The sequence below is a fragment of the Pantoea sp. BAV 3049 genome (assembly GCF_009765445.1).
GTDB lineage: Bacteria > Pseudomonadota > Gammaproteobacteria > Enterobacterales > Enterobacteriaceae > Erwinia.
In genome coordinates, this window is sequence record NZ_WHOY01000031.1 from 4,633,045 (window position 1) to 4,650,599 (window position 17,555).

The 17,555-nt window shown below is 55.0% G+C and carries 14 protein-coding genes; 10 read left to right on the plus strand and 4 right to left on the minus strand.

The annotated features are described in order from the left end of the window. Window positions 1-59: 59 nt before the first annotated feature. The 5 genes from modF to gpmA all read left to right on the plus strand — a co-directional run bounded on the left by modF (window position 60) and on the right by gpmA (window position 5,973). On the plus strand, window positions 60-1,532 hold the full coding sequence (gene modF, locus GSQ70_RS23025; protein ID WP_158784694.1) for a molybdate ABC transporter ATP-binding protein ModF: 1,473 nt from the start codon (window positions 60-62) through the stop codon (window positions 1,530-1,532). A gap of 307 nt (window positions 1,533-1,839) precedes the next feature. Next, window positions 1,840-2,886, plus strand: a complete 1,047-nt coding sequence (gene galT / locus GSQ70_RS23030) for a galactose-1-phosphate uridylyltransferase (RefSeq protein ID WP_158784695.1) — start codon at window positions 1,840-1,842, stop codon at window positions 2,884-2,886. Between the two features lie 2 nt (window positions 2,887-2,888). Continuing rightward, window positions 2,889-4,037, plus strand: coding sequence for a galactokinase (gene galK, locus GSQ70_RS23035; protein WP_158784696.1), 1,149 nt, complete (start codon window positions 2,889-2,891; stop codon window positions 4,035-4,037). Continuing rightward, on the plus strand, window positions 4,031-5,065 hold the full coding sequence (gene galM, locus GSQ70_RS23040) for a galactose-1-epimerase (RefSeq protein WP_158784697.1): 1,035 nt from the start codon (window positions 4,031-4,033) through the stop codon (window positions 5,063-5,065). The genes galK and galM overlap by 7 nt, the downstream gene beginning before the upstream one ends. Before the next feature lie 155 nt (window positions 5,066-5,220). Then, window positions 5,221-5,973, plus strand: a complete 753-nt coding sequence (gene gpmA, locus GSQ70_RS23045; RefSeq protein ID WP_158784698.1) for a 2,3-diphosphoglycerate-dependent phosphoglycerate mutase — start codon at window positions 5,221-5,223, stop codon at window positions 5,971-5,973. A gap of 921 nt (window positions 5,974-6,894) precedes the next feature. Here the strand turns inward: gpmA and aroG are convergent. Beyond that, window positions 6,895-7,947 carry a 3-deoxy-7-phosphoheptulonate synthase AroG gene (aroG, locus tag GSQ70_RS23050; protein ID WP_158784699.1) on the minus strand — a complete coding sequence of 351 codons (1,053 nt, stop codon included), beginning with the start codon at window positions 7,945-7,947 and terminating at the stop codon, window positions 6,895-6,897. Window positions 7,948-8,241: 294 nt separating this feature from the next. Here aroG and GSQ70_RS23055 point away from each other — a divergent pair, with 294 nt between their 5' ends. The 4 genes from GSQ70_RS23055 (at window position 8,242) to zitB (ending at window position 13,353) form a co-directional block, all read left to right on the plus strand. Next, window positions 8,242-8,589: a protein YbgS gene (locus GSQ70_RS23055; RefSeq protein WP_158784700.1), complete on the plus strand. Its 348-nt coding sequence runs from the start codon at window positions 8,242-8,244 to the stop codon at window positions 8,587-8,589. A gap of 132 nt (window positions 8,590-8,721) precedes the next feature. Next, window positions 8,722-9,312, plus strand: a complete 591-nt coding sequence (locus GSQ70_RS23060; protein WP_158784701.1) for a response regulator transcription factor — start codon at window positions 8,722-8,724, stop codon at window positions 9,310-9,312. After that, the gene (locus tag GSQ70_RS23065; protein ID WP_199257299.1) at window positions 9,294-12,437 is read left to right on the plus strand and encodes an ATP-binding protein; all 3,144 of its coding nucleotides are present in this window, start codon (window positions 9,294-9,296) and stop codon (window positions 12,435-12,437) included. Before GSQ70_RS23060 ends, GSQ70_RS23065 begins: the two co-directional genes overlap by 19 nt. After that, entirely contained in the window at window positions 12,418-13,353 is a 936-nt protein-coding gene (zitB, locus tag GSQ70_RS23070; RefSeq protein WP_158784702.1) for a CDF family zinc transporter ZitB, read from the plus strand. Before GSQ70_RS23065 ends, zitB begins: the two co-directional genes overlap by 20 nt. A gap of 36 nt (window positions 13,354-13,389) precedes the next feature. Here zitB and pnuC read toward each other — a convergent pair whose 3' ends face one another. The 3 genes from pnuC to GSQ70_RS23085 all read right to left on the minus strand — a co-directional run bounded on the left by pnuC (window position 13,390) and on the right by GSQ70_RS23085 (window position 15,849). Continuing rightward, the gene (gene pnuC / locus GSQ70_RS23075; protein WP_158784703.1) at window positions 13,390-14,106 is read right to left on the minus strand and encodes a nicotinamide riboside transporter PnuC; all 717 of its coding nucleotides are present in this window, start codon (window positions 14,104-14,106) and stop codon (window positions 13,390-13,392) included. Between the two features lie 37 nt (window positions 14,107-14,143). Then, entirely contained in the window at window positions 14,144-15,184 is a 1,041-nt protein-coding gene (gene nadA / locus GSQ70_RS23080; RefSeq protein ID WP_370521123.1) for a quinolinate synthase NadA, read from the minus strand. Window positions 15,185-15,345: 161 nt separating this feature from the next. Then, the gene (locus GSQ70_RS23085) at window positions 15,346-15,849 is read right to left on the minus strand and encodes a methylated-DNA--[protein]-cysteine S-methyltransferase (RefSeq protein WP_158784705.1); all 504 of its coding nucleotides are present in this window, start codon (window positions 15,847-15,849) and stop codon (window positions 15,346-15,348) included. 177 nt (window positions 15,850-16,026) lie between these two features. Between GSQ70_RS23085 and GSQ70_RS23090 the strand changes: the two genes are divergently transcribed. Continuing rightward, window positions 16,027-17,490, plus strand: a complete 1,464-nt coding sequence (locus GSQ70_RS23090) for an AlkA N-terminal domain-containing protein (RefSeq protein ID WP_158784706.1) — start codon at window positions 16,027-16,029, stop codon at window positions 17,488-17,490. Window positions 17,491-17,555 lie beyond the last annotated feature (65 nt).

Consider the following 17,555-nt stretch of genomic DNA (forward strand, 5'->3'; position numbering starts at 1 on the left):
TGACATTGCGTTCCGGGAAGATTATTAGTTTGGGTACAATGCATAAAATGGAATAAACAATGTCGACGTTGCATATTTCGCAAGGCACGTTTCACCTGAGCGATACCCGCACTCTTACTCTGAACGATCTGACCCTGCATTCCGGCGAGAGCTGGGCCTTTGTGGGTGCCAATGGCAGTGGCAAGTCCTCGCTGGCGCGTGCGCTGTCCGGTGAGCTGAAACCTGCCAGGAGCACCGTGGACAGCCAGTTTACCCGCCCTGCCCGCCTCTCGCTTGAGCAGCTGCAAAAGCTGGTTTCCGATGAGTGGCAGCGCAATAACACCGACCTGTTAAGTCCTGGCGAAGAAGATACCGGACGCACCACCGCTGAAATTATTCAGGATGAGGTGAAAGACAGTGCCCGCTGCCAGCGGCTCGCCGACATTTTCGGCATCACCCGTCTGCTCGATCGCCGCTTCAAATACCTTTCCACCGGTGAAACGCGCAAGACCCTGTTATGTCAGGCGCTGATGGCCCAGCCGGATTTATTGATCCTTGATGAACCGTTTGACGGGCTGGACGTGGAGTCGCGCAGCAACCTGGCCCAGGTACTGTCAGAGCTGCATCAGCAGGGTTTTACCGTGGTGCTGGTACTGAACCGTTTTGACGATATTCCTGATTTTATCGGCAAGGTTGGCGTGCTGGCCGAATGTACGCTGACCCACGTCGGCCCCCGCAGTGAAATCCTCGCGGAAGCCCTGGTCGCGCAGCTGGCACACAGCGAACGTTTACAGGGAATGACGCTGCCGGAATCTGATGATGCCAGCCTCAAACCGGCACTGCCTCCGGATGCGCCGCTGATCGTACTGCGCAATGGCGTGGTGTCATATAACGACAAGGCGATCCTGAACCAGCTGAGCTGGGAAGTGAAACCGGGCCAGCACTGGCAGATCGTGGGGCCAAATGGAGCTGGCAAATCAACCCTGCTCAGCCTGGTCACCGGCGATCATCCTCAGGGCTACAGCAACGATCTGACGCTGTTTGGCCGTCGTCGCGGCAGTGGTGAAACCATTTGGGACATCAAGCAGCATATTGGTTACGTCAGCAGCAGCCTGCATCTGGACTATCGCGTCAGCAGCAGCGTGCGCAATGTGATCATCTCCGGCTACTTCGATTCCATCGGCATCTATCAGGCCGTTTCCGACCGCCAACACTTCCTGGCGGGTATGTGGCTGCAGCGGCTCGGCATGGATGGAGCGCTGGCCGACGCCCCGTTCCACAGCCTCTCCTGGGGACAGCAACGCCTGGTGTTGATTGCCCGCGCACTGGTCAAGCACCCTGCATTGCTGATCCTCGATGAACCGTTGCAGGGGCTGGATCCGATTAACCGCCAGCTGGTGCGCCGTTTTGTTGATGTGCTGATTAGTGAAGGGGAAACTCAGCTGCTGTTCGTCTCGCACCACGCGGAAGATGCGCCACAGTGCATCACTCACCGCCTGACATTTGTTCCGGATGGGGACACTTACCGCTATCAGCAGGACGACCTTCGTTGAATCAGGCGGAAGTGCCGGGATTGGCTTAACGCGGGCCTGGCGCTTCCCTGCCCCACAGTTTTATATATCTGGCAACATATGCCACCAGCATAGTCAGCGGGGTTTTATTATTAGTGTAACCGCTACCATTATTTTGCAATGTGGCAACCGCATTCATGGATTATTTTGTCGTTTACCCTGAAACTTCGGAATTTTCAGCTTGTGTAAACGATTCCATTTATCCAGACTCGATCACGCTTTGTTTTCCCGCACTGTGCTATTTTTCTTTAAGGCTACCAGGGCATAAAGAAGGTTATCAGGACTCAACATGCAAAAATTTAATCCGGTCGATCACCCGCATCGCCGCTATAACCCATTGTCCGATCAGTGGATTCTGGTTTCTCCTCACCGCGCTAAACGCCCATGGCAAGGCGCACAGGAGACCGCATCACAAGAAAAATTGCCCGCACATGACCCGGACTGCTTCCTGTGTCCTGGCAACACGCGCGTCACCGGTGATAAAAACCCGGACTACACCAGTACCTATGTTTTCACTAACGATTTTGCCGCGCTGATGACCGATACGCCGGATGCGCCGGAAAGTGCAGACATTCTGATGCGCTGCGAAAGCGCACGCGGTACCAGCCGGGTAATCTGCTTCTCACCAGATCACAGTAAGACGCTGCCTGAGCTTAGCGTTTCCGCACTGGAAGATGTGGTGAGAACCTGGCAGGAGCAGACCGCCGATCTCGGCCAGCACTACCCATGGGTGCAGGTTTTTGAGAACAAAGGCGCAGCGATGGGCTGCTCTAACCCCCATCCGCATGGCCAGGTCTGGGCCAACAGCTTCCTGCCGAATGAGGCGAAGCGCGAGGACGATTTACAGCGTGCTTACTACGACCAGCACCAGTCACCGATGCTGGTGGATTACACCGCCCGCGAGCTGAAAGATGGCAGCCGCACCGTGGTGGAAACCGAACACTGGCTGGCCGTGGTGCCGTGGTGGGCAGCGTGGCCATTTGAAACGTTGCTGCTGCCGAAAGCGCACATCAAACGCCTGGTCGATCTCACTGGTGCCCAACGCCAGGATCTGGCGCTGGCACTGAAAAAATTAACCAGCCGCTATGACAACCTGTTCCAGTGCTCCTTCCCCTACTCGATGGGATGGCACGGCGCACCATTCAATGGTGAAGCCAACGATCACTGGCAGCTGCATGCCCACTTCTACCCGCCGCTGCTGCGTTCCGCCACGGTGCGCAAATTTATGGTCGGCTATGAGATGCTGGCAGAAACCCAGCGCGATTTAACGGCGGAGCAGGCTGCAGAGCGCCTGCGTTCCGTCAGTGATATTCATTTCCGCGAGACGGGAGCATAACAATGACTTTAAAGACCTCTACCCAACAGATTTTTGCCGAGAAGTTTGGCTATGCCGCTGACCATACCTTCCAGGCTCCTGGCCGTGTGAACCTGATTGGCGAACATACCGACTACAACGACGGCTTCGTTCTGCCGTGTGCTATCGATTACCAGACGGTGATCGCTTGTGCCAGACGTGACGATCGTCAGGTACGTGTTATCGCCGCTGATTACGATAATCAGCAGGATATCTTCTCGCTGGATGAACCTATTCTGACCCATAAAGATCAGATGTGGTCTAACTATGTGCGTGGCGTGGTCAAACACCTGCAGAAGCGCAGGAAAGACTTTGGCGGCATGGATATGGTTATCGCTGGCGATGTGCCGCAGGGAGCCGGTTTGAGCTCTTCCGCATCGCTGGAAGTGGCTGTGGGGACTGTTTTCCAGCAGCTTTATCATTTGCCGCTGGATGGCGCAGAAATCGCGGTCAACGGCCAGGAAGCTGAAAATCAGTTCGTCGGTTGTAACTGCGGCATTATGGATCAGCTGATCTCCGCGCTGGGCAAAAAAGACCATGCGATGCTGCTGGACTGTCGCACGCTGGGTACCCGTCCGGTGCCAATGCCTGAAGATATCGCGGTGGTGATCATCAACTCTAACTTCCGCCGCAGCCTGGTGGGCAGCGAGTACAACACCCGCCGCCAGCAGTGCGAAACCGGCGCGCGATTCTTCACCCAGACTTCACTGCGCGACGTGGATCTCAACAAGTTTAAAGCCGTTGAGAACGAGCTGGATCCGGTGGTAGCCAAACGTGTTCGTCACGTGCTGACCGAAAACGCCCGTACGCTGGAAGCCGCCGATGCGCTGGCAAAAGGCGATCTGGCGCGGATGGGCGCGCTGATGGCGGAATCTCATGCCTCCATGCGTGATGACTTCGAAATCACCGTACCGCCAATTGATATGTTGGTGGATATCGTTAAGGCCACGTTGGGCGATCGCGGAGGCGTTCGTATGACCGGCGGCGGCTTTGGGGGCTGTGTGGTAGCACTGATGCCGCTGGATCTGGTGGACACGGTCAAGGCTGCCGTGGCGGACCAGTACGAAGCGAAATCCGGCATCAAAGAAACCTTCTACGTCTGCAAAGCCTCTACGGGAGCGGGTCAATGCTAACTATTTCTTCCCATGCGCCGGATGGGCTGCCGTGGCATATCACCACGCTGCGTAATGCCGGAGGTATGGTGGTCACCATTATGGACTGGGGTGCCACCTGGCTGTCAGCGCGGGTGCCGATGAGAGACGGTACGATGCGTGAAGCGCTGCTGGGCTGCCCCACACCGTCTGACTACCTGCATCAGTCTGCCTATCTGGGAGCGACCGTCGGCCGTTACGCCAACCGTATCGCCAACTCGACGATCAGCGCAGATGGCAAAACTTATCAGCTGGCGGCTAACCAGGGCGCCCACCAACTGCACGGCGGGCCGGAAGGCTTTAACAACCGCCGCTGGCAAATCGTGCGTCAGGCAGAGCAGGAAGTGGAATACAAGCTGGATTCTGTTGATGGCGATCAGGGCTATCCGGGCAATCTGCTGGTGACGCTGCTGTATCGCCTGGAAGATGATAACACCCTGTCAATCAGCTATCAGGCAACCGTGGATCAGGCCTGTCCGGTGAATCTTACCAACCATGCCTACTTTAATCTGGATGCGGATCACGACGATGCCCGTCATCACCGTCTGCAGCTCAATGCCGGGCACTATCTGCCGGTAAGCAGCGAAGGCATCCCCAATGCCGACCTGAAAGAAGTGGCAGGCACCAGCTTTGACTTCCGCCAGCCGAAAACGGTCGCGCAGGATTTCCTGCAGGATGAAGATCAGCGTGCGGTTAAGGGTTATGACCATGCCTTTCTGCTGAACAGCACGGACGGGGAACAACCCGCAGCAGAGCTGTGGTCGGCAGACGGCAGACTGAAGCTCAGCGTCTTCACCAGCGCCCCTGCCCTGCAATTCTACACGGGTAATTATCTGGAAGGCACTCCTGCTCGCGAGCAGGGCGTCTATACTGCCTTTCAGGGGATTGCCCTCGAGAGCGAGTTTCTGCCTGACTCACCGAATCATCCGGAATGGCCGCAGCCCGACTGCTGGCTGCAACCAGGTGAATCGTATCAGTCATTCACGCGCTATCGCCTGACGGCGGTTTGACTAAGCGCATGAAAATCGCGCATCGCATGCGCTACAGGCTTACTTGCCGTGAAGAATTCCGTTATGGTAATGGCCAGAAAAATTGCGACGGTCTGTGTCGGGCAATTTTCAGTTTACCATTATCTAGAAACGTCAGATTATTAAGGAGTTAAGCTATGGCTGTAACTAAGCTGGTTCTGGTACGTCACGGCGAAAGCCAGTGGAACAACGAAAACCGCTTTACCGGATGGTACGATGTGGATCTGTCCGATAAAGGGCGTACCGAAGCGAAAGCGGCGGGTCAGCTGCTGAAAAAAGAGGGTTTCACCTTCGATTTCGCTTACACCTCCGTGCTGAAACGTGCCATCCACACGCTGTGGAACATCCTGGACGAAGTGGATCAGGTCTGGCTGCCGGTTGAAAAATCCTGGCGTCTGAACGAGCGTCACTACGGTGCGCTGCAGGGTCTGGATAAAGCTGAAACCGCACAGAAATACGGTGACGATCAGGTTAAACAGTGGCGTCGCGGCTTCGCAGTGACGCCACCAGAGCTGGACCGTGCAGATGAGCGTTTCCCAGGCCATGACCCACGCTATGCGTCACTGACCGCTGAGCAGCTGCCAACCACTGAAAGCCTGGCACTGACCATCGACCGCGTGCTGCCATACTGGAATGAATCCATTCTGCCGCGCATGAAGAAAGGTGAAAAAGTGATCATCGCTGCACACGGTAACTCCCTGCGCGCACTGGTTAAATACCTGGATAACATGAGCGAAGAAGAGATCCTTGAGCTGAACATCCCTACCGGTGTTCCGCTAGTGTATGAGTTCGACGAAAACTTCAAGCCGATCAAACACTACTATCTGGGCGATGCCGACGAGATTGCCGCGAAAGCCGCAGCCGTTGCTAACCAGGGTAAAGCGAAGTAAGGATACTCGTTTTTGATAAAGCCCGTTAACGTCGGGCAGTTTATCAGTCAGTAATCTGAACCTGAGTTCGATATTGCGCCGGACTCAGGTTTTTTTAAATCCAGCAAAAGCTGAGCATTGCAGTGAGGCAGAATAGATCTGTTGGACAAGACGAAATTATATGCAATTATTAAAAATAAAAAGCGCTGAATTCGCACTTAGATTATGGGACTATTATGGCCCGACAGGAAACTACAAAAACACAGAATTGAAACCTGTATTATTCCCAGATCCTCATGACCAAATAATTTCTCATCAACCTTATAAAATACCGTTACCCGATTTCCTTAACAGATTAAGACCACTGTCTGATAAAAACCTGGTCAGGGAGCCACATTAATAATCATGAATGAGAACAGAGTGAAATTTATATTTTAAGTATACTCTTTATCATAATTGTATTTTTTTCCACGTTACTTAAGCTAACCAAAGAATCAAGCCACCCAGAAGGTAACATATTAAAATATTACCTGATGACGCCTTCAGTGATTACCCATACGCCAGGAGTGTCCGAACATTACGGCTTTTCGTATACTCCAGATGATAACTATGGTTACGAACGCTACTCTGTTGATTTCAAATCTGTTAAAAATCCTGAGCAGAAAAAATTATATTTGAAAAATATATCCGGATGCGAAAATCCGACCCGCTGAAATCAGAATCAGTGTTGAGCTTTGATGAGTCTAATCAAAGTCAGCCAAATGTGACTTTACTGCTAAATACCCAGCGGAAATAATCACGATTCCCTGGATGCTCAGGAACGCCTTAAAATCTGACAACCTGCCCATAGCAAAAACGTTTGCCACAGGCAGGAACTTTAATATTGCTGAGCCAGCAATCCGCGTCAAAATACTCCGCTAGCGGCCAGAGAACACCCGGCATTTACCCGCGGCGGGTTTGCACCGCGTCGGCCAGCTGGCGAAGCACCTTCTCGGTATCTTCCCAGCCGATACAGGCATCGGTGACGCTCTTGCCGTACACCAGCGGTTCACCACTTTCCAGGTTCTGATTGCCTTCCACCAGGTGGCTTTCAATCATCACGCCGATAATGGCCTTCTCGCCGCCCGCAATCTGCTGCGCCACGTCGTCCGCTACCGTCATCTGCTTCTGGAACTGCTTGCTGCTGTTGGCATGACTGAAATCAATCATCACCTGAGGCTCCAGGCCCGCTTTCTCCAGACCCGCTTTCACCGCATTGACATGGTGCGCGCTGTAGTTAGGCTCTTTACCGCCGCGCAGAATGATATGGCAGTCGCCGTTACCGCTGGTTTCAACAATCGCTGAGTGACCATATTTGGTAACGGAGAGGAAGCAGTGAGGCGCACCGGCGGCGTTGATAGCATCAATCGCCACCTTAATGGTGCCGTCGGTGCCGTTTTTAAAACCAACCGGACAGGAGAGACCGGAAGAGAGTTCGCGGTGAACCTGAGACTCCGTGGTACGCGCTCCGATAGCGCCCCAGCTCATCAGATCGGCCACATACTGCGGCGTGATCATATCTAAAAATTCACCCGCCGCTGGCAGACCTGAGTCATTGATATCCAGCAGCAATTTACGGGCAATACGCAGGCCATCATTAATCTGATAGCTGCCATCCATGTGCGGATCGTTAATCAGTCCCTTCCAGCCAACTGTGGTACGTGGTTTTTCAAAATAAACGCGCATCACCACTTCCAGGGAACCCTTAAGTTCCTCACGCAATTTCAGCAGACGCCCGGCATATTCTTTTGCCGCCGCGGTATCGTGAATCGAGCATGGCCCGATAACCACTAATAAACGATCGTCCTTTTTTTTCAGAATATGATGAATGGCCTGGCGGGCATGGGCAACGGTCTGCGCCGCCAGGTCCGTGGCAGGGTATTTTTCCAGCAGAGCGACAGGAGGAAGAAGCTCTTTTATCTCTTTGATTCTTAAGTCATCATTCTGATAATTCATAATATTTCCAGTGTTTTTCTTGGCCGTACTGCACACCAGGCGCATCACGCCCAATTTATCGCGTGAGGGGAGTGGTGTAAATCGACTTTGCTTAAATTCTTGCCCTGCAGAGTTGATGTTTTGTGGTTCTTAACTACACTTTTTGTTGTCAATACTTAAAAAAAACGCATAAAGATCACAAGCTTTACCTTTGTGGACATTATGCGGGGTGTTATTTCACATCCTGAGGACGTTTATTCAAACTGCTTTTTTCAAGGGTTTGATTGGGCAATATTCAAAATTTAACGGAGCATAATGATGAATAAGTTTGCAATCGTATTCCTGACAGCAGCGATGACTTTAGGCAGCGGTGCGGCAATGGCTGAGGACAGCAACAACGGGACAGCCAATCAGGCTGCTGATGCAGGTGCTGCAGGGGGTGGCTCCGTGCAGAAAATGGCCCCAAACAATGTTGATAACAGTAATATCAACAATACCGGCGACGCCACCACGCCTAAGCACCACAAGAAAGCAACGCATCATAAAAAAATGACTGCGGACCAGATCGATAAAAACTCGCAGTGTAAAGATGGTAAGTGCCCGGACATTAATAAAAAAGTCGGTCCTGGCGCGGATACCAAAACGGACGGTACCTCGCAGTAATATACACAGGCTTTTAGTGACGATTAAGGAGAGCTGCGGCTCTCCTTTTTATTGTCCGCCCTTTTTCTCCCGGTGACTTACTTCAGCCAGTTACGCTATTCTTAGACTCCCAGATTTTCTCCGGATAACCTGATGATTACGCTGCTGTTGATTGACGATCATCCGCTGGTGCAGGTTGCACTTGAAGCGGCGCTGGTCAATGTGCCCTTCCCTGTCATGCTGCTGGCGGCAGAAGAAGACGTTAAGGCCCGCCAGCTGCTGGAGCAGCAGCCCATTGAGGTAGTGGTGCTGGATATTGGCCTGGCGGACAGCGACGGGCTGCAGTTGCTCAAGTTTATCCGACGCCACCATCCGGACATTCCGGTGATAGTCTACTCCGCGCAGGAGGAACGTCTCTATTCGCGCCTGGCTGAAGCAGCTGGCGCAGCGGGCTATGTTGCCAAGCGCCAGCCGTTGCCCCAGCTTCTCTCCGCCATCCTCGCCGTGCTGGGTGGACAGCGTGCTTTCCCTCCTGAAATGGCCCTGGACCACAGTGAGTCTCTGCTCACGGCCAAGGAACAGCAAATTCTGGCTTTACTGGCGCAGGGATTCTCTAATCTGCAAATCGCCGGGCAGCTAAATATCAGCAATAAAACGGTCAGTACCCATAAGAAAAATATTATGGAGAAAACCGGTGCCGGCTCGGTAGTTGAACTGGCTGAAATATGGAAAACCCGGCAGTGACGGCACGCCTGGTGATGGTTTTGTTGCTATTGATCAGCCTGACGGCTGGTGCTGCGCTGCGCCCGATCAGCAGCGTTACACTGCCGCAGGAGATGATGCCGCTGGAGCAATCTGCGGCCTGGCAGGACAAAACGCTGCGTGTTGGGGTCCTGCGGGACAACAGTACGCCGTGGAATATGGTGGTCGGTCAGGATCTGTATGGCATCAACGCCGATTATCTGGTCGCCCTTAGCCGCGCCACCGGGATGCGCTTTCAGATTGATGCCTTCAATAACTGGCAGGCACTGACTCAAGCCCTGCAGCACGGGCAGCTGGATATTCTGTTTGGTGTACCGCAGCACAAACTGGCTGAGGGCATGAGCGCCACTCAGCCCTGGTTTACCAGCCCTCTACGCATCTATCGCAGCCGGGACAACCTGCGTCCGGTGATGTTCAACTCTGCCGATGCTCAAATCACCCTCAGCCGTGCCGCGCTGGCTCTGGTCGATCCGGCCTTTGCTCAGCGTCATCATTTCCAGGTGGTGGAGAACGATCTGCAGGCACTGTACGCGCTACTGAACAATCAGAGCGACTATGTGATCGCCGATGAAACCAGCGCCGGTTTCCTGCTCAGCCAGCTGCAGCAGGGGCAGATTTATCAGTTGGCTTCTCCGCTGCACCCCGGCGCGCTCCATCTGCAGGCCGTTACCACCAGCCCGGCACTGACGCAGCAGATCGACACCGCCATCCGCCAGCTGCCAATGGAGGTGGTCAATGGTATTCAGGGCCGCTGGAGCAGCCAGCTGCCGCGCTACCAGGACACTTTTACCGCTCACTTGTCCCCGATGGAGAGAAGCTGGATTACAGACCATCCGCTGGTCACCTATGCCGCGATTGAGGATGATTATCCCTGGAGCTACCGCGCCGCTAACGGCCAGCCCGCCGGTTACAGCATTGAGCTGCTAAATATCATCAGCCAGAACACCGGCCTGCACTTCCACCCCTGGTGGGTCAACAATGCGCAACAGGCCCGCGAGCTGGTCGACCAGGGCCGCGCAATGATCCAACTCACCCTGCCGCTCACCGGAGATGACGCCATGCGGGCGAATACCCTGCCGGTCTGGCGTGCGCTGTGGGGCGTTTATGTCGGCCAGATGTCAACACCCGTTACCAGCTGGCAGGAACTGAAAGGCCGTAAAATTGGGATCCGCCGGGGAGATATCGCCCGACAGATGATCCCCACCGGCGTGGATGTGGTGGTCTTTGATGACAGCAAAATGCTTTACGACGCGCTGGTAAACGGTCAGATCGCCGCGCTGGTTGATAATGTGATTTCGGCCCGCTGGACGATCCAGTCCCGCTACAGTCACTCTTTGCGGTTGGCGTTTGCCGCCAGCGACACCGCATGGCCCATTACGATCGGCGTCAATCCCGCCCTCCCGCTGCTGCGCACGCTGCTGAATACCAGCCTGCAGCAAATCCCACCGGACACGCAGCAGCGAATGCGTGAAAACTGGAGCAACAACACCACGGTACTGGCAGGCGGCGGTGAGAATACGATGCGCCCCATCTCGCTGTTTGTGCTGATTGCGGCACTGTTTGCCATCGTCATCCTGCTGATCCTGCTGGGACGGCGCTACCTTGAGCAGCGCCGCGAACAGATACAGCGCCGGCAGCTGGAGCGCGAGCGCGAAGAGGCCGATCGGGCCAACCAGATGAAGAGCCAGTTTCTGGCCACGGTCAGCCACGAGCTGCGCACGCCAATGCAGGCGATCCTTGGTCTTCTTGAGCTGGAAGTTTCACGCCAGCCTGCCGCCGGGAATCTTGCGGTGATCCACAGCAGCGCCGCCGCCCTGCTGACCCTGCTGAACGATCTGCAGGATCACGCGAAACTGGAGAGCAACAGCTTTACTCTGGTTCCGAAGCAGCTCGATCCGGCACGCTGGCTGAATCGCCTGGCCGATTTTTACCATCCACTGATGCGCCAGAACGGCCCGGTTTTCAGCGTTCAGACAGCTACACCACTGCCAGTGCTGGTCATGATTGACGGTGAGCGGCTGCAGCAGATTGCCAATAATCTGATCAGCAATGCGATCAAATTCACCCGCCAGGGTGAAATTCGCGTCACTCTCGCGGCGGACGAGTCGGCTCAACTTCTGCGCCTGCAGGTAATTGACAGCGGCAGCGGTATTCCTCCGGAAGAGCAGGCACGGCTGTTTGAGCCCTGGTATCAGACGCCCTCCGGCCGCCAGCTTTCCGTTCAGGGCAGCGGGCTGGGGCTGTCGATCTGTAAAGAGATTGTCTCGCGGATGGGAGGAGAAATCCTGCTGGATTCCACAGTGGGCCGGGGAACGACGGTGACGGTACAGTTGCCCTGGCAGAAAGTAGAGACAGCCTCCTCCGGTCAGCAGATGATGGCCTACGCGACTGCCGCTCAACCTGACCCGCAGTTGAGAGTCGCGGTCGTGGATGACCACCCTGCCAATCTGCTGGTGATGCAGCAGCAGCTGACGTGGTTTGGCCTTCAGGCCGACTGTTACCCTGATGGCAGAATGCTGCTGGCCGCTGCCCGATCTTATGATTTGCTGTTTATCGATTACAGCATGCCGCATCCTGACGGCGTGACGCTGGCAAAAATCATTCGCCGCCGTGAGCGCCACGGGGCGACCCGCACGCGCATTGTGCTCTGTTCAGCCGACGCCGATATCCTTGCGCATCCTCGCGTGCAGGCGCTTGCCGACAACGTGCTGCTGAAACCCGTTTCGCTGCGCGAGATCGAAGCCCTTTTACCAGGCGAACCTCACTCTGCTTTTGGCGATCTTCCGTCCCGGCTGGACGATCTGGCCGGTCACAACAGCGTATTTTTACGGAAAATTATCCAGACCCTGCAAAAAACCCTGCGGGAAGATAAGGACCGGTTACAGATCGCTTTTGCTGAGCAGGCGTGGGACCAGGCGGATAAAGCCGTGCACCGTATGAAGGGCAGCTGGCAAATGCTGGGCTATGCTCAAGGGGAATCCCTGTGTCAGCAGGTGGCTGAACAAGCCAGAGCGCACCGCTCATCCTCTTCAGCACTGAATTTATTGATAGAATTAGCGGAAAGTTTACTTAAAGAACTGGATACTTATGGCGCACACCCACTCTGAACCAAACAGCAATCGTACCCGTCTGCTGGCGGCCTTTCTGGTTACCGTTGTTTTTATGGTGGCAGAAATTGCCGGCGGGCTGATTTCCGGCTCGCTGGCCCTGCTGGCAGATGCCGGACATATGCTGACCGATGCGGCGGCCCTGCTGATGGCTCTGCTGGCAGTGCAGTTTGCCAGCCGCCGACCCAATGCCCGCCACACGTTTGGCCTGCTAAGGCTGACCACTCTTGCCGCCTTTGTGAATGCCATCGCCCTGCTGGTGATCACGGTATTGATCGTCTGGGAAGCTGTACGTCGCTTTATGCATCCTGAACCGGTTGCCGGTGGCTTTATGTTGATTATCGCCATCGCAGGCCTGCTGGCAAATATTCTCTCTTTCTGGCTGCTGCACCGTGGCAACGAAGAGAAAAACCTTAACGTCCGCGCCGCAGCGTTACATGTGCTGGGCGATCTGCTCGGTTCCGTCGGTGCCATTGCCGCTGCGTTGATCATCATGTTTACCGGCTGGACGCCAATCGATCCCATTCTGTCGATACTGGTCTCCCTGCTGGTGCTGCGCAGCGCCTGGGCATTGATGAAGGAGAGCATTCATGAGCTGCTGGAAGGCGCTCCGGCCTCGGTGGATGTGGAAAAACTGAAGCGGGCGCTAACGCGGGGGATCCCGGAAGTGCGTAACGTTCATCATCTCCACCTGTGGCAGGTCGGCGAAAAACCGGTAATGACCCTGCATGTGCAGGTTATTCCGCCTTACGATCACGATGCGTTGCTGCACCGTATTCATAATTATCTGCATGAAAACTATCAGATTGAGCATGCCACGGTGCAGATGGAATACCAGAGTTGCGAGGACGGAGATTGCGAGCTGAGCTGGGGCAAAGGTGGGCACGATCGTGCTCATGCCCACCATCATCACTGAGAACGGAGAGGGGGATGCCTTCCCCACCTGCACAGTTTATGACAGCGCCCGTGAACCCTGTTCGCGGGCGCTTTTGATCCACAGCCAGCAGCCATTCAGTGCAATGAGGGTAAGAATGGCGTACTCCAGCGACATGGCATAGACCCCCTGGCGGGCGAAAATCATCACGCTGATCACGTTGATAATCACCCACAGCAGCCAGTTTTCAACGTATTTGCGCGTCATCAAAATCATCGCCACAATCGACAGCACCATCAGACAGGAGTCCCAGAACGGGAAAGCATCCGGCTGCAATTCCGGCATGGTGACCAACAACCCAAGCCCCTGCATCAGCGACACCGCAACGTTGGTCAGCCACGCAAACACCGGGTTGATATACAGCGTCATCAGCCCAATCGCCACCACGCAGCCTGCCGCCCAGCCCAGTGCTTTTGGCAGACTCATCCAGCGAATTTGCAGCGCGTTCTGGTTATCTGCCGTCTGCCTGCTCCACGCATACCAGCCGTAGATGTTAGCGACAAAGAAGAATACCTGCAGCAGCAGGCTGGCATACAGCTGGATCTGGAAGAAGATCACCGCAAACAGCGTGACGTTGATCAACCCGAAGGCGTAATTGATAATTTTTTCAAGGCTGGCGAGCCAGATGCAGAGCAAACCCGCCACGGTGCCAATCGCTTCAATCCATGAAAGATCGTAGCCACCGGCACCAAGAGGGATGTGAACCAGAATGTTATGCGTGCTGAAAAAATCCATATTGGCACCTCAGTCCTGAGCAGCAAGGGGTCAGGCGTTACCCTTTTAAACTTGCAGCAAAGGTTAGCATACGATTCAGCGGTATCAACGCGCCTTCACGCAGCGCAGCATCCACATGGATTTCATGCTGGCTGCCTCCCTGCTCCAGCCCTTCGGCAATCGCCTTCAGGCCATTCATCGCCATCCACGGACAGTGCGCACAGGTGCGGCAGGTTGCGCCTTCGCCCGCCGTTGGTGCTTCCAGCAGCTCTTTATCCGGGCAGGCCTGCTGCATTTTGTAGAAAATGCCGCGATCGGTTGCCACGATCATTTGCGGATGAGGCAACGTTCTCGCCGCCTGAATCAGCTGGCTGGTTGATCCCACTGCATCGGCAAGATCCACAATGGCCTGCGGCGATTCAGGATGGACCAGCACCGCCGCGTCAGGATAGAGCGCCCTCATCCGTTGCAGTGCCTGCGTTTTGAATTCGTCATGTACGATGCAGGCTCCCTGCCAGCAGAGAATATCTGCGCCGGTCTGGCGGGTGACGTACTGGCCCAGATGGCGGTCGGGTGCCCAGATGATCTTCTCACCCAGACTGTCCAGATGTTCAATCAATTCCACCGCAATGCTGGAAGTGACCACCCAATCAGCCCGCGCTTTTACTGCTGCGGAGGTGTTGGCATACACCACCACGGTGCGGTCCGGGTGCTGGTCGCAGAAACGGCTGAATTCGTCAACCGGACAGCCCAGATCCAGCGAGCACTCGGCCTGTAGCGTGGGCATAAGGATGGTTTTTTCCGGGCTGAGGATTTTGGCCGTTTCCCCCATGAATCGCACGCCTGCCACCAGCAGTGTGGAGGCCGCATGCTGGCTGCCAAAACGGGCCATTTCCAGCGAGTCTGCCACGCAGCCACCCGTCTCTTCTGCCAGAGCCTGGATCTCCGGGTCGGTATAGTAGTGCGCGACCATCACCGCATTGCGCTCTTTCAGTAAGCGCTTGATTTTCTCCCGGTAGAATTGCTTCTCTTCACCGGAAAGGCGTGCGGGTTTTGGTGGAAAAGGGTAAACGGCGGTTTCAGGATCGAACAACATCATGCTCATATCACGACTCTCGTTTCTTTAACTTAACAATTTTGCGGAAGTTATCGCATCCGCACCGGTTTACAGGCCGGTTTGTTTTATATGCTAAACAAGATAGCCGAAATAGTCGCCTGTGTCGCTCAATTTTTCACTCGCCGCTCAGAATATGATAGCAATCACCTGAGAATAAATTCATCAGGTTCGCTGGCTTCAATGTTGAGCAGAAAAGCTTTAACTTCCAGCCCGCCCGCAAAGCCGGTCAGTTTCCCGTTCGCACCGATGACCCGGTGGCAGGGAGCAATAATCGAGATGGGGTTTCTGCCGTTTGCCGCGCCCACAGCCCTGACGGCGGTAGGATGGCCGATTTCGCGGGCTATTTCGCTGTAGCTGCGGGTTTCACCAAACGGAATCGCCACCAGTGCCTGCCAGACTTTTTTCTGGAACTCAGTGCCTTTGAAGTCAAGCGTCAGGGTAAAGCGCTGACGTTTACCGGCAAAATATTCATTAAGCTGCTTTTCGGTTTCCAGTAGCACCGGATGCTGAGGATCTTCCTGTGGGTCGAGCAGTCGCACACGTTTGGGATCTTCGTTTTCCCACAGGATCGCGGCCAGTCCCCTGACGCTTGCGACCAGTTTCAGCTCACCAACCGGTGAAGACAGCATTTTGTAGAAATAGCCCATCACTCTTCTCCCTCTGTCACGCCTTATCGCATGGATAAAGCTTATTATCCGTGATAATGATCTTCGTGCTAGCCGTTTTCGGACACCGGCACCGGGCAGTTATCTGTCCGAAAACAGCCAGCGCTGCGGATAAAATGCACTTAACCTGTCAGAAAATCCAGTCCACAGGAACCGATAATGATCGATGCAAAAGCAGCGTACCGGGCACTCACCTCCCGGGATGTCAGGTTTGACGGCGTTTTTTACGTTGGTGTGACCTCGACCGGCATTTACTGCCGACCGGTCTGCCCGGTTAAACCCCCTCGCGAAGAGAACTGCCTGTTTTTTGCCAGCGCGGAAGCGGCGGAGAAAGCGGCGTTCCGTCCCTGCCTGCGCTGCCGTCCTGAGCTTGCGCCGGGCAATGCGCCTGTCGACAGCAGCCATCGGGTCGCGGATCTGTTGTTGCAGCGAATTGAAGAGGGCCTGATTGAGGACGTTGCCAGCCTGGAAGAGATCGCCGCTCAGTTTTCACTGAGTTCCCGCCAACTGCGACGCATTGTGCAGAAGGAGCTGGGCGTATCGCCTGTGGAATTAAAGCAAACGCGCCGTTTACTGCTGGCAAAACAGCTGCTCACGGAAACCACCCTGCCGGTGACTGAAGTGGCTTATGCCAGTGGATTTGCCAGCCTGAGGCGCTTTAATGACGTGTTCAGCGCCCGATACCGGATGCCGCCCAGCCGGTTGCGCAAAGAAGCCAGCCATACGGGAAACCAGCTTACCACTGGTGAAACGTCAACATTGCTGATGAGCTACCGTCCACCGTTCGACTGGAGCGCCCTGCTGGCCTTTCTGCGCATGCGTGCTATTCAGGGTGTTGAGAGTGTGGATGAACAGAGTTATGCCCGTACAGTGCGTCTGGGCGAACACAAAGGCTGGATTAAGGTGGTACAGGCCAACAATAAGCACGCTCTTAAGGTGGCGTTTTCGCATTCGCTGACGCCGGTGCTACCCGCTTTACTTCGTCGGCTGAGGAATTTGTTCGATCTGGATGCACATCCGGATCTGATTGCCTCGCATCTGCAAAAAGATCCGCTATTGCAGAAGAGCCTGGCAAGTAATCCGGGACTGAGGGTACCTGGCGCGTTCGAAGGTTTTGAGATGGTGGTCAGGGCAATTCTCGGGCAGCAGATTACGGTTAAAGCAGCCACGACTCTTGGCGGACGTTTCGCAGCGGCTTTCGGCGAAGCCTTTGCCACACCCTATCCGGAACTGACCCATCTCTCACCACAAGCTGCCAGAGTGGCTGTGGCAACGCTGGACGACGTGGCCAGCCTCGGTATCGTCAGCGTCCGCTCGAAGACGCTGCTGGCCGTTGCAGAGGCCTGTGTGCAGGGAGAGTTGCAGCTTGAGGCCGCTGTTCATCCTGAAGAGGCTATTTCGCAGCTCATCAGGCAACCCGGTATTGGCGAATGGACGGCGCATTATATCGCAATGCGCGCCCTGCGCTGGCCGGATGCCTTTCCGAAAGAAGATGTGGTGGTAAGAAAGAATCTGGGGGGCGTGACGGCAAAGCAGGCGGAGGTGATTTCGCAGGCCTGGCGGCCGTGGCGCAGCTATGCGGTGATGCATATCTGGAAAAATATGACACCTGACAAGAAGTAATCTCTGAACCCTGCCCGAATGGCATATAGCAAAAAGGCGCCTTTAGGGCGCCTTTCTACATTGGT

What these genes read in the sequence shown, in the direction of transcription:
- gpmA (WP_158784698.1), top strand. Translation starts at nt 5,221, where the DNA reads ATGGCTGTAACTAAGCTGGTTCTGGTACGTCACGGCGAAAGCCAGTGG.
- GSQ70_RS23055 (WP_158784700.1), top strand. Translation starts at nt 8,242, where the DNA reads ATGATGAATAAGTTTGCAATCGTATTCCTGACAGCAGCGATGACTTTA.
- modF (WP_158784694.1), top strand. Translation starts at nt 60, where the DNA reads ATGTCGACGTTGCATATTTCGCAAGGCACGTTTCACCTGAGCGATACC.
- nadA (WP_370521123.1), bottom strand. Translation starts at nt 15,184, where the DNA reads ATGATGTTGTTCGATCCTGAAACCGCCGTTTACCCTTTTCCACCAAAA.
- galM (WP_158784697.1), top strand. Translation starts at nt 4,031, where the DNA reads ATGCTAACTATTTCTTCCCATGCGCCGGATGGGCTGCCGTGGCATATC.
- zitB (WP_158784702.1), top strand. Translation starts at nt 12,418, where the DNA reads ATGGCGCACACCCACTCTGAACCAAACAGCAATCGTACCCGTCTGCTG.
- pnuC (WP_158784703.1), bottom strand. Translation starts at nt 14,106, where the DNA reads ATGGATTTTTTCAGCACGCATAACATTCTGGTTCACATCCCTCTTGGT.
- GSQ70_RS23090 (WP_158784706.1), top strand. Translation starts at nt 16,027, where the DNA reads ATGATCGATGCAAAAGCAGCGTACCGGGCACTCACCTCCCGGGATGTC.
- galK (WP_158784696.1), top strand. Translation starts at nt 2,889, where the DNA reads ATGACTTTAAAGACCTCTACCCAACAGATTTTTGCCGAGAAGTTTGGC.
- galT (WP_158784695.1), top strand. Translation starts at nt 1,840, where the DNA reads ATGCAAAAATTTAATCCGGTCGATCACCCGCATCGCCGCTATAACCCA.
- GSQ70_RS23065 (WP_199257299.1), top strand. Translation starts at nt 9,294, where the DNA reads ATGGAAAACCCGGCAGTGACGGCACGCCTGGTGATGGTTTTGTTGCTA.
- aroG (WP_158784699.1), bottom strand. Translation starts at nt 7,947, where the DNA reads ATGAATTATCAGAATGATGACTTAAGAATCAAAGAGATAAAAGAGCTT.
- GSQ70_RS23060 (WP_158784701.1), top strand. Translation starts at nt 8,722, where the DNA reads ATGATTACGCTGCTGTTGATTGACGATCATCCGCTGGTGCAGGTTGCA.
- GSQ70_RS23085 (WP_158784705.1), bottom strand. Translation starts at nt 15,849, where the DNA reads ATGGGCTATTTCTACAAAATGCTGTCTTCACCGGTTGGTGAGCTGAAA.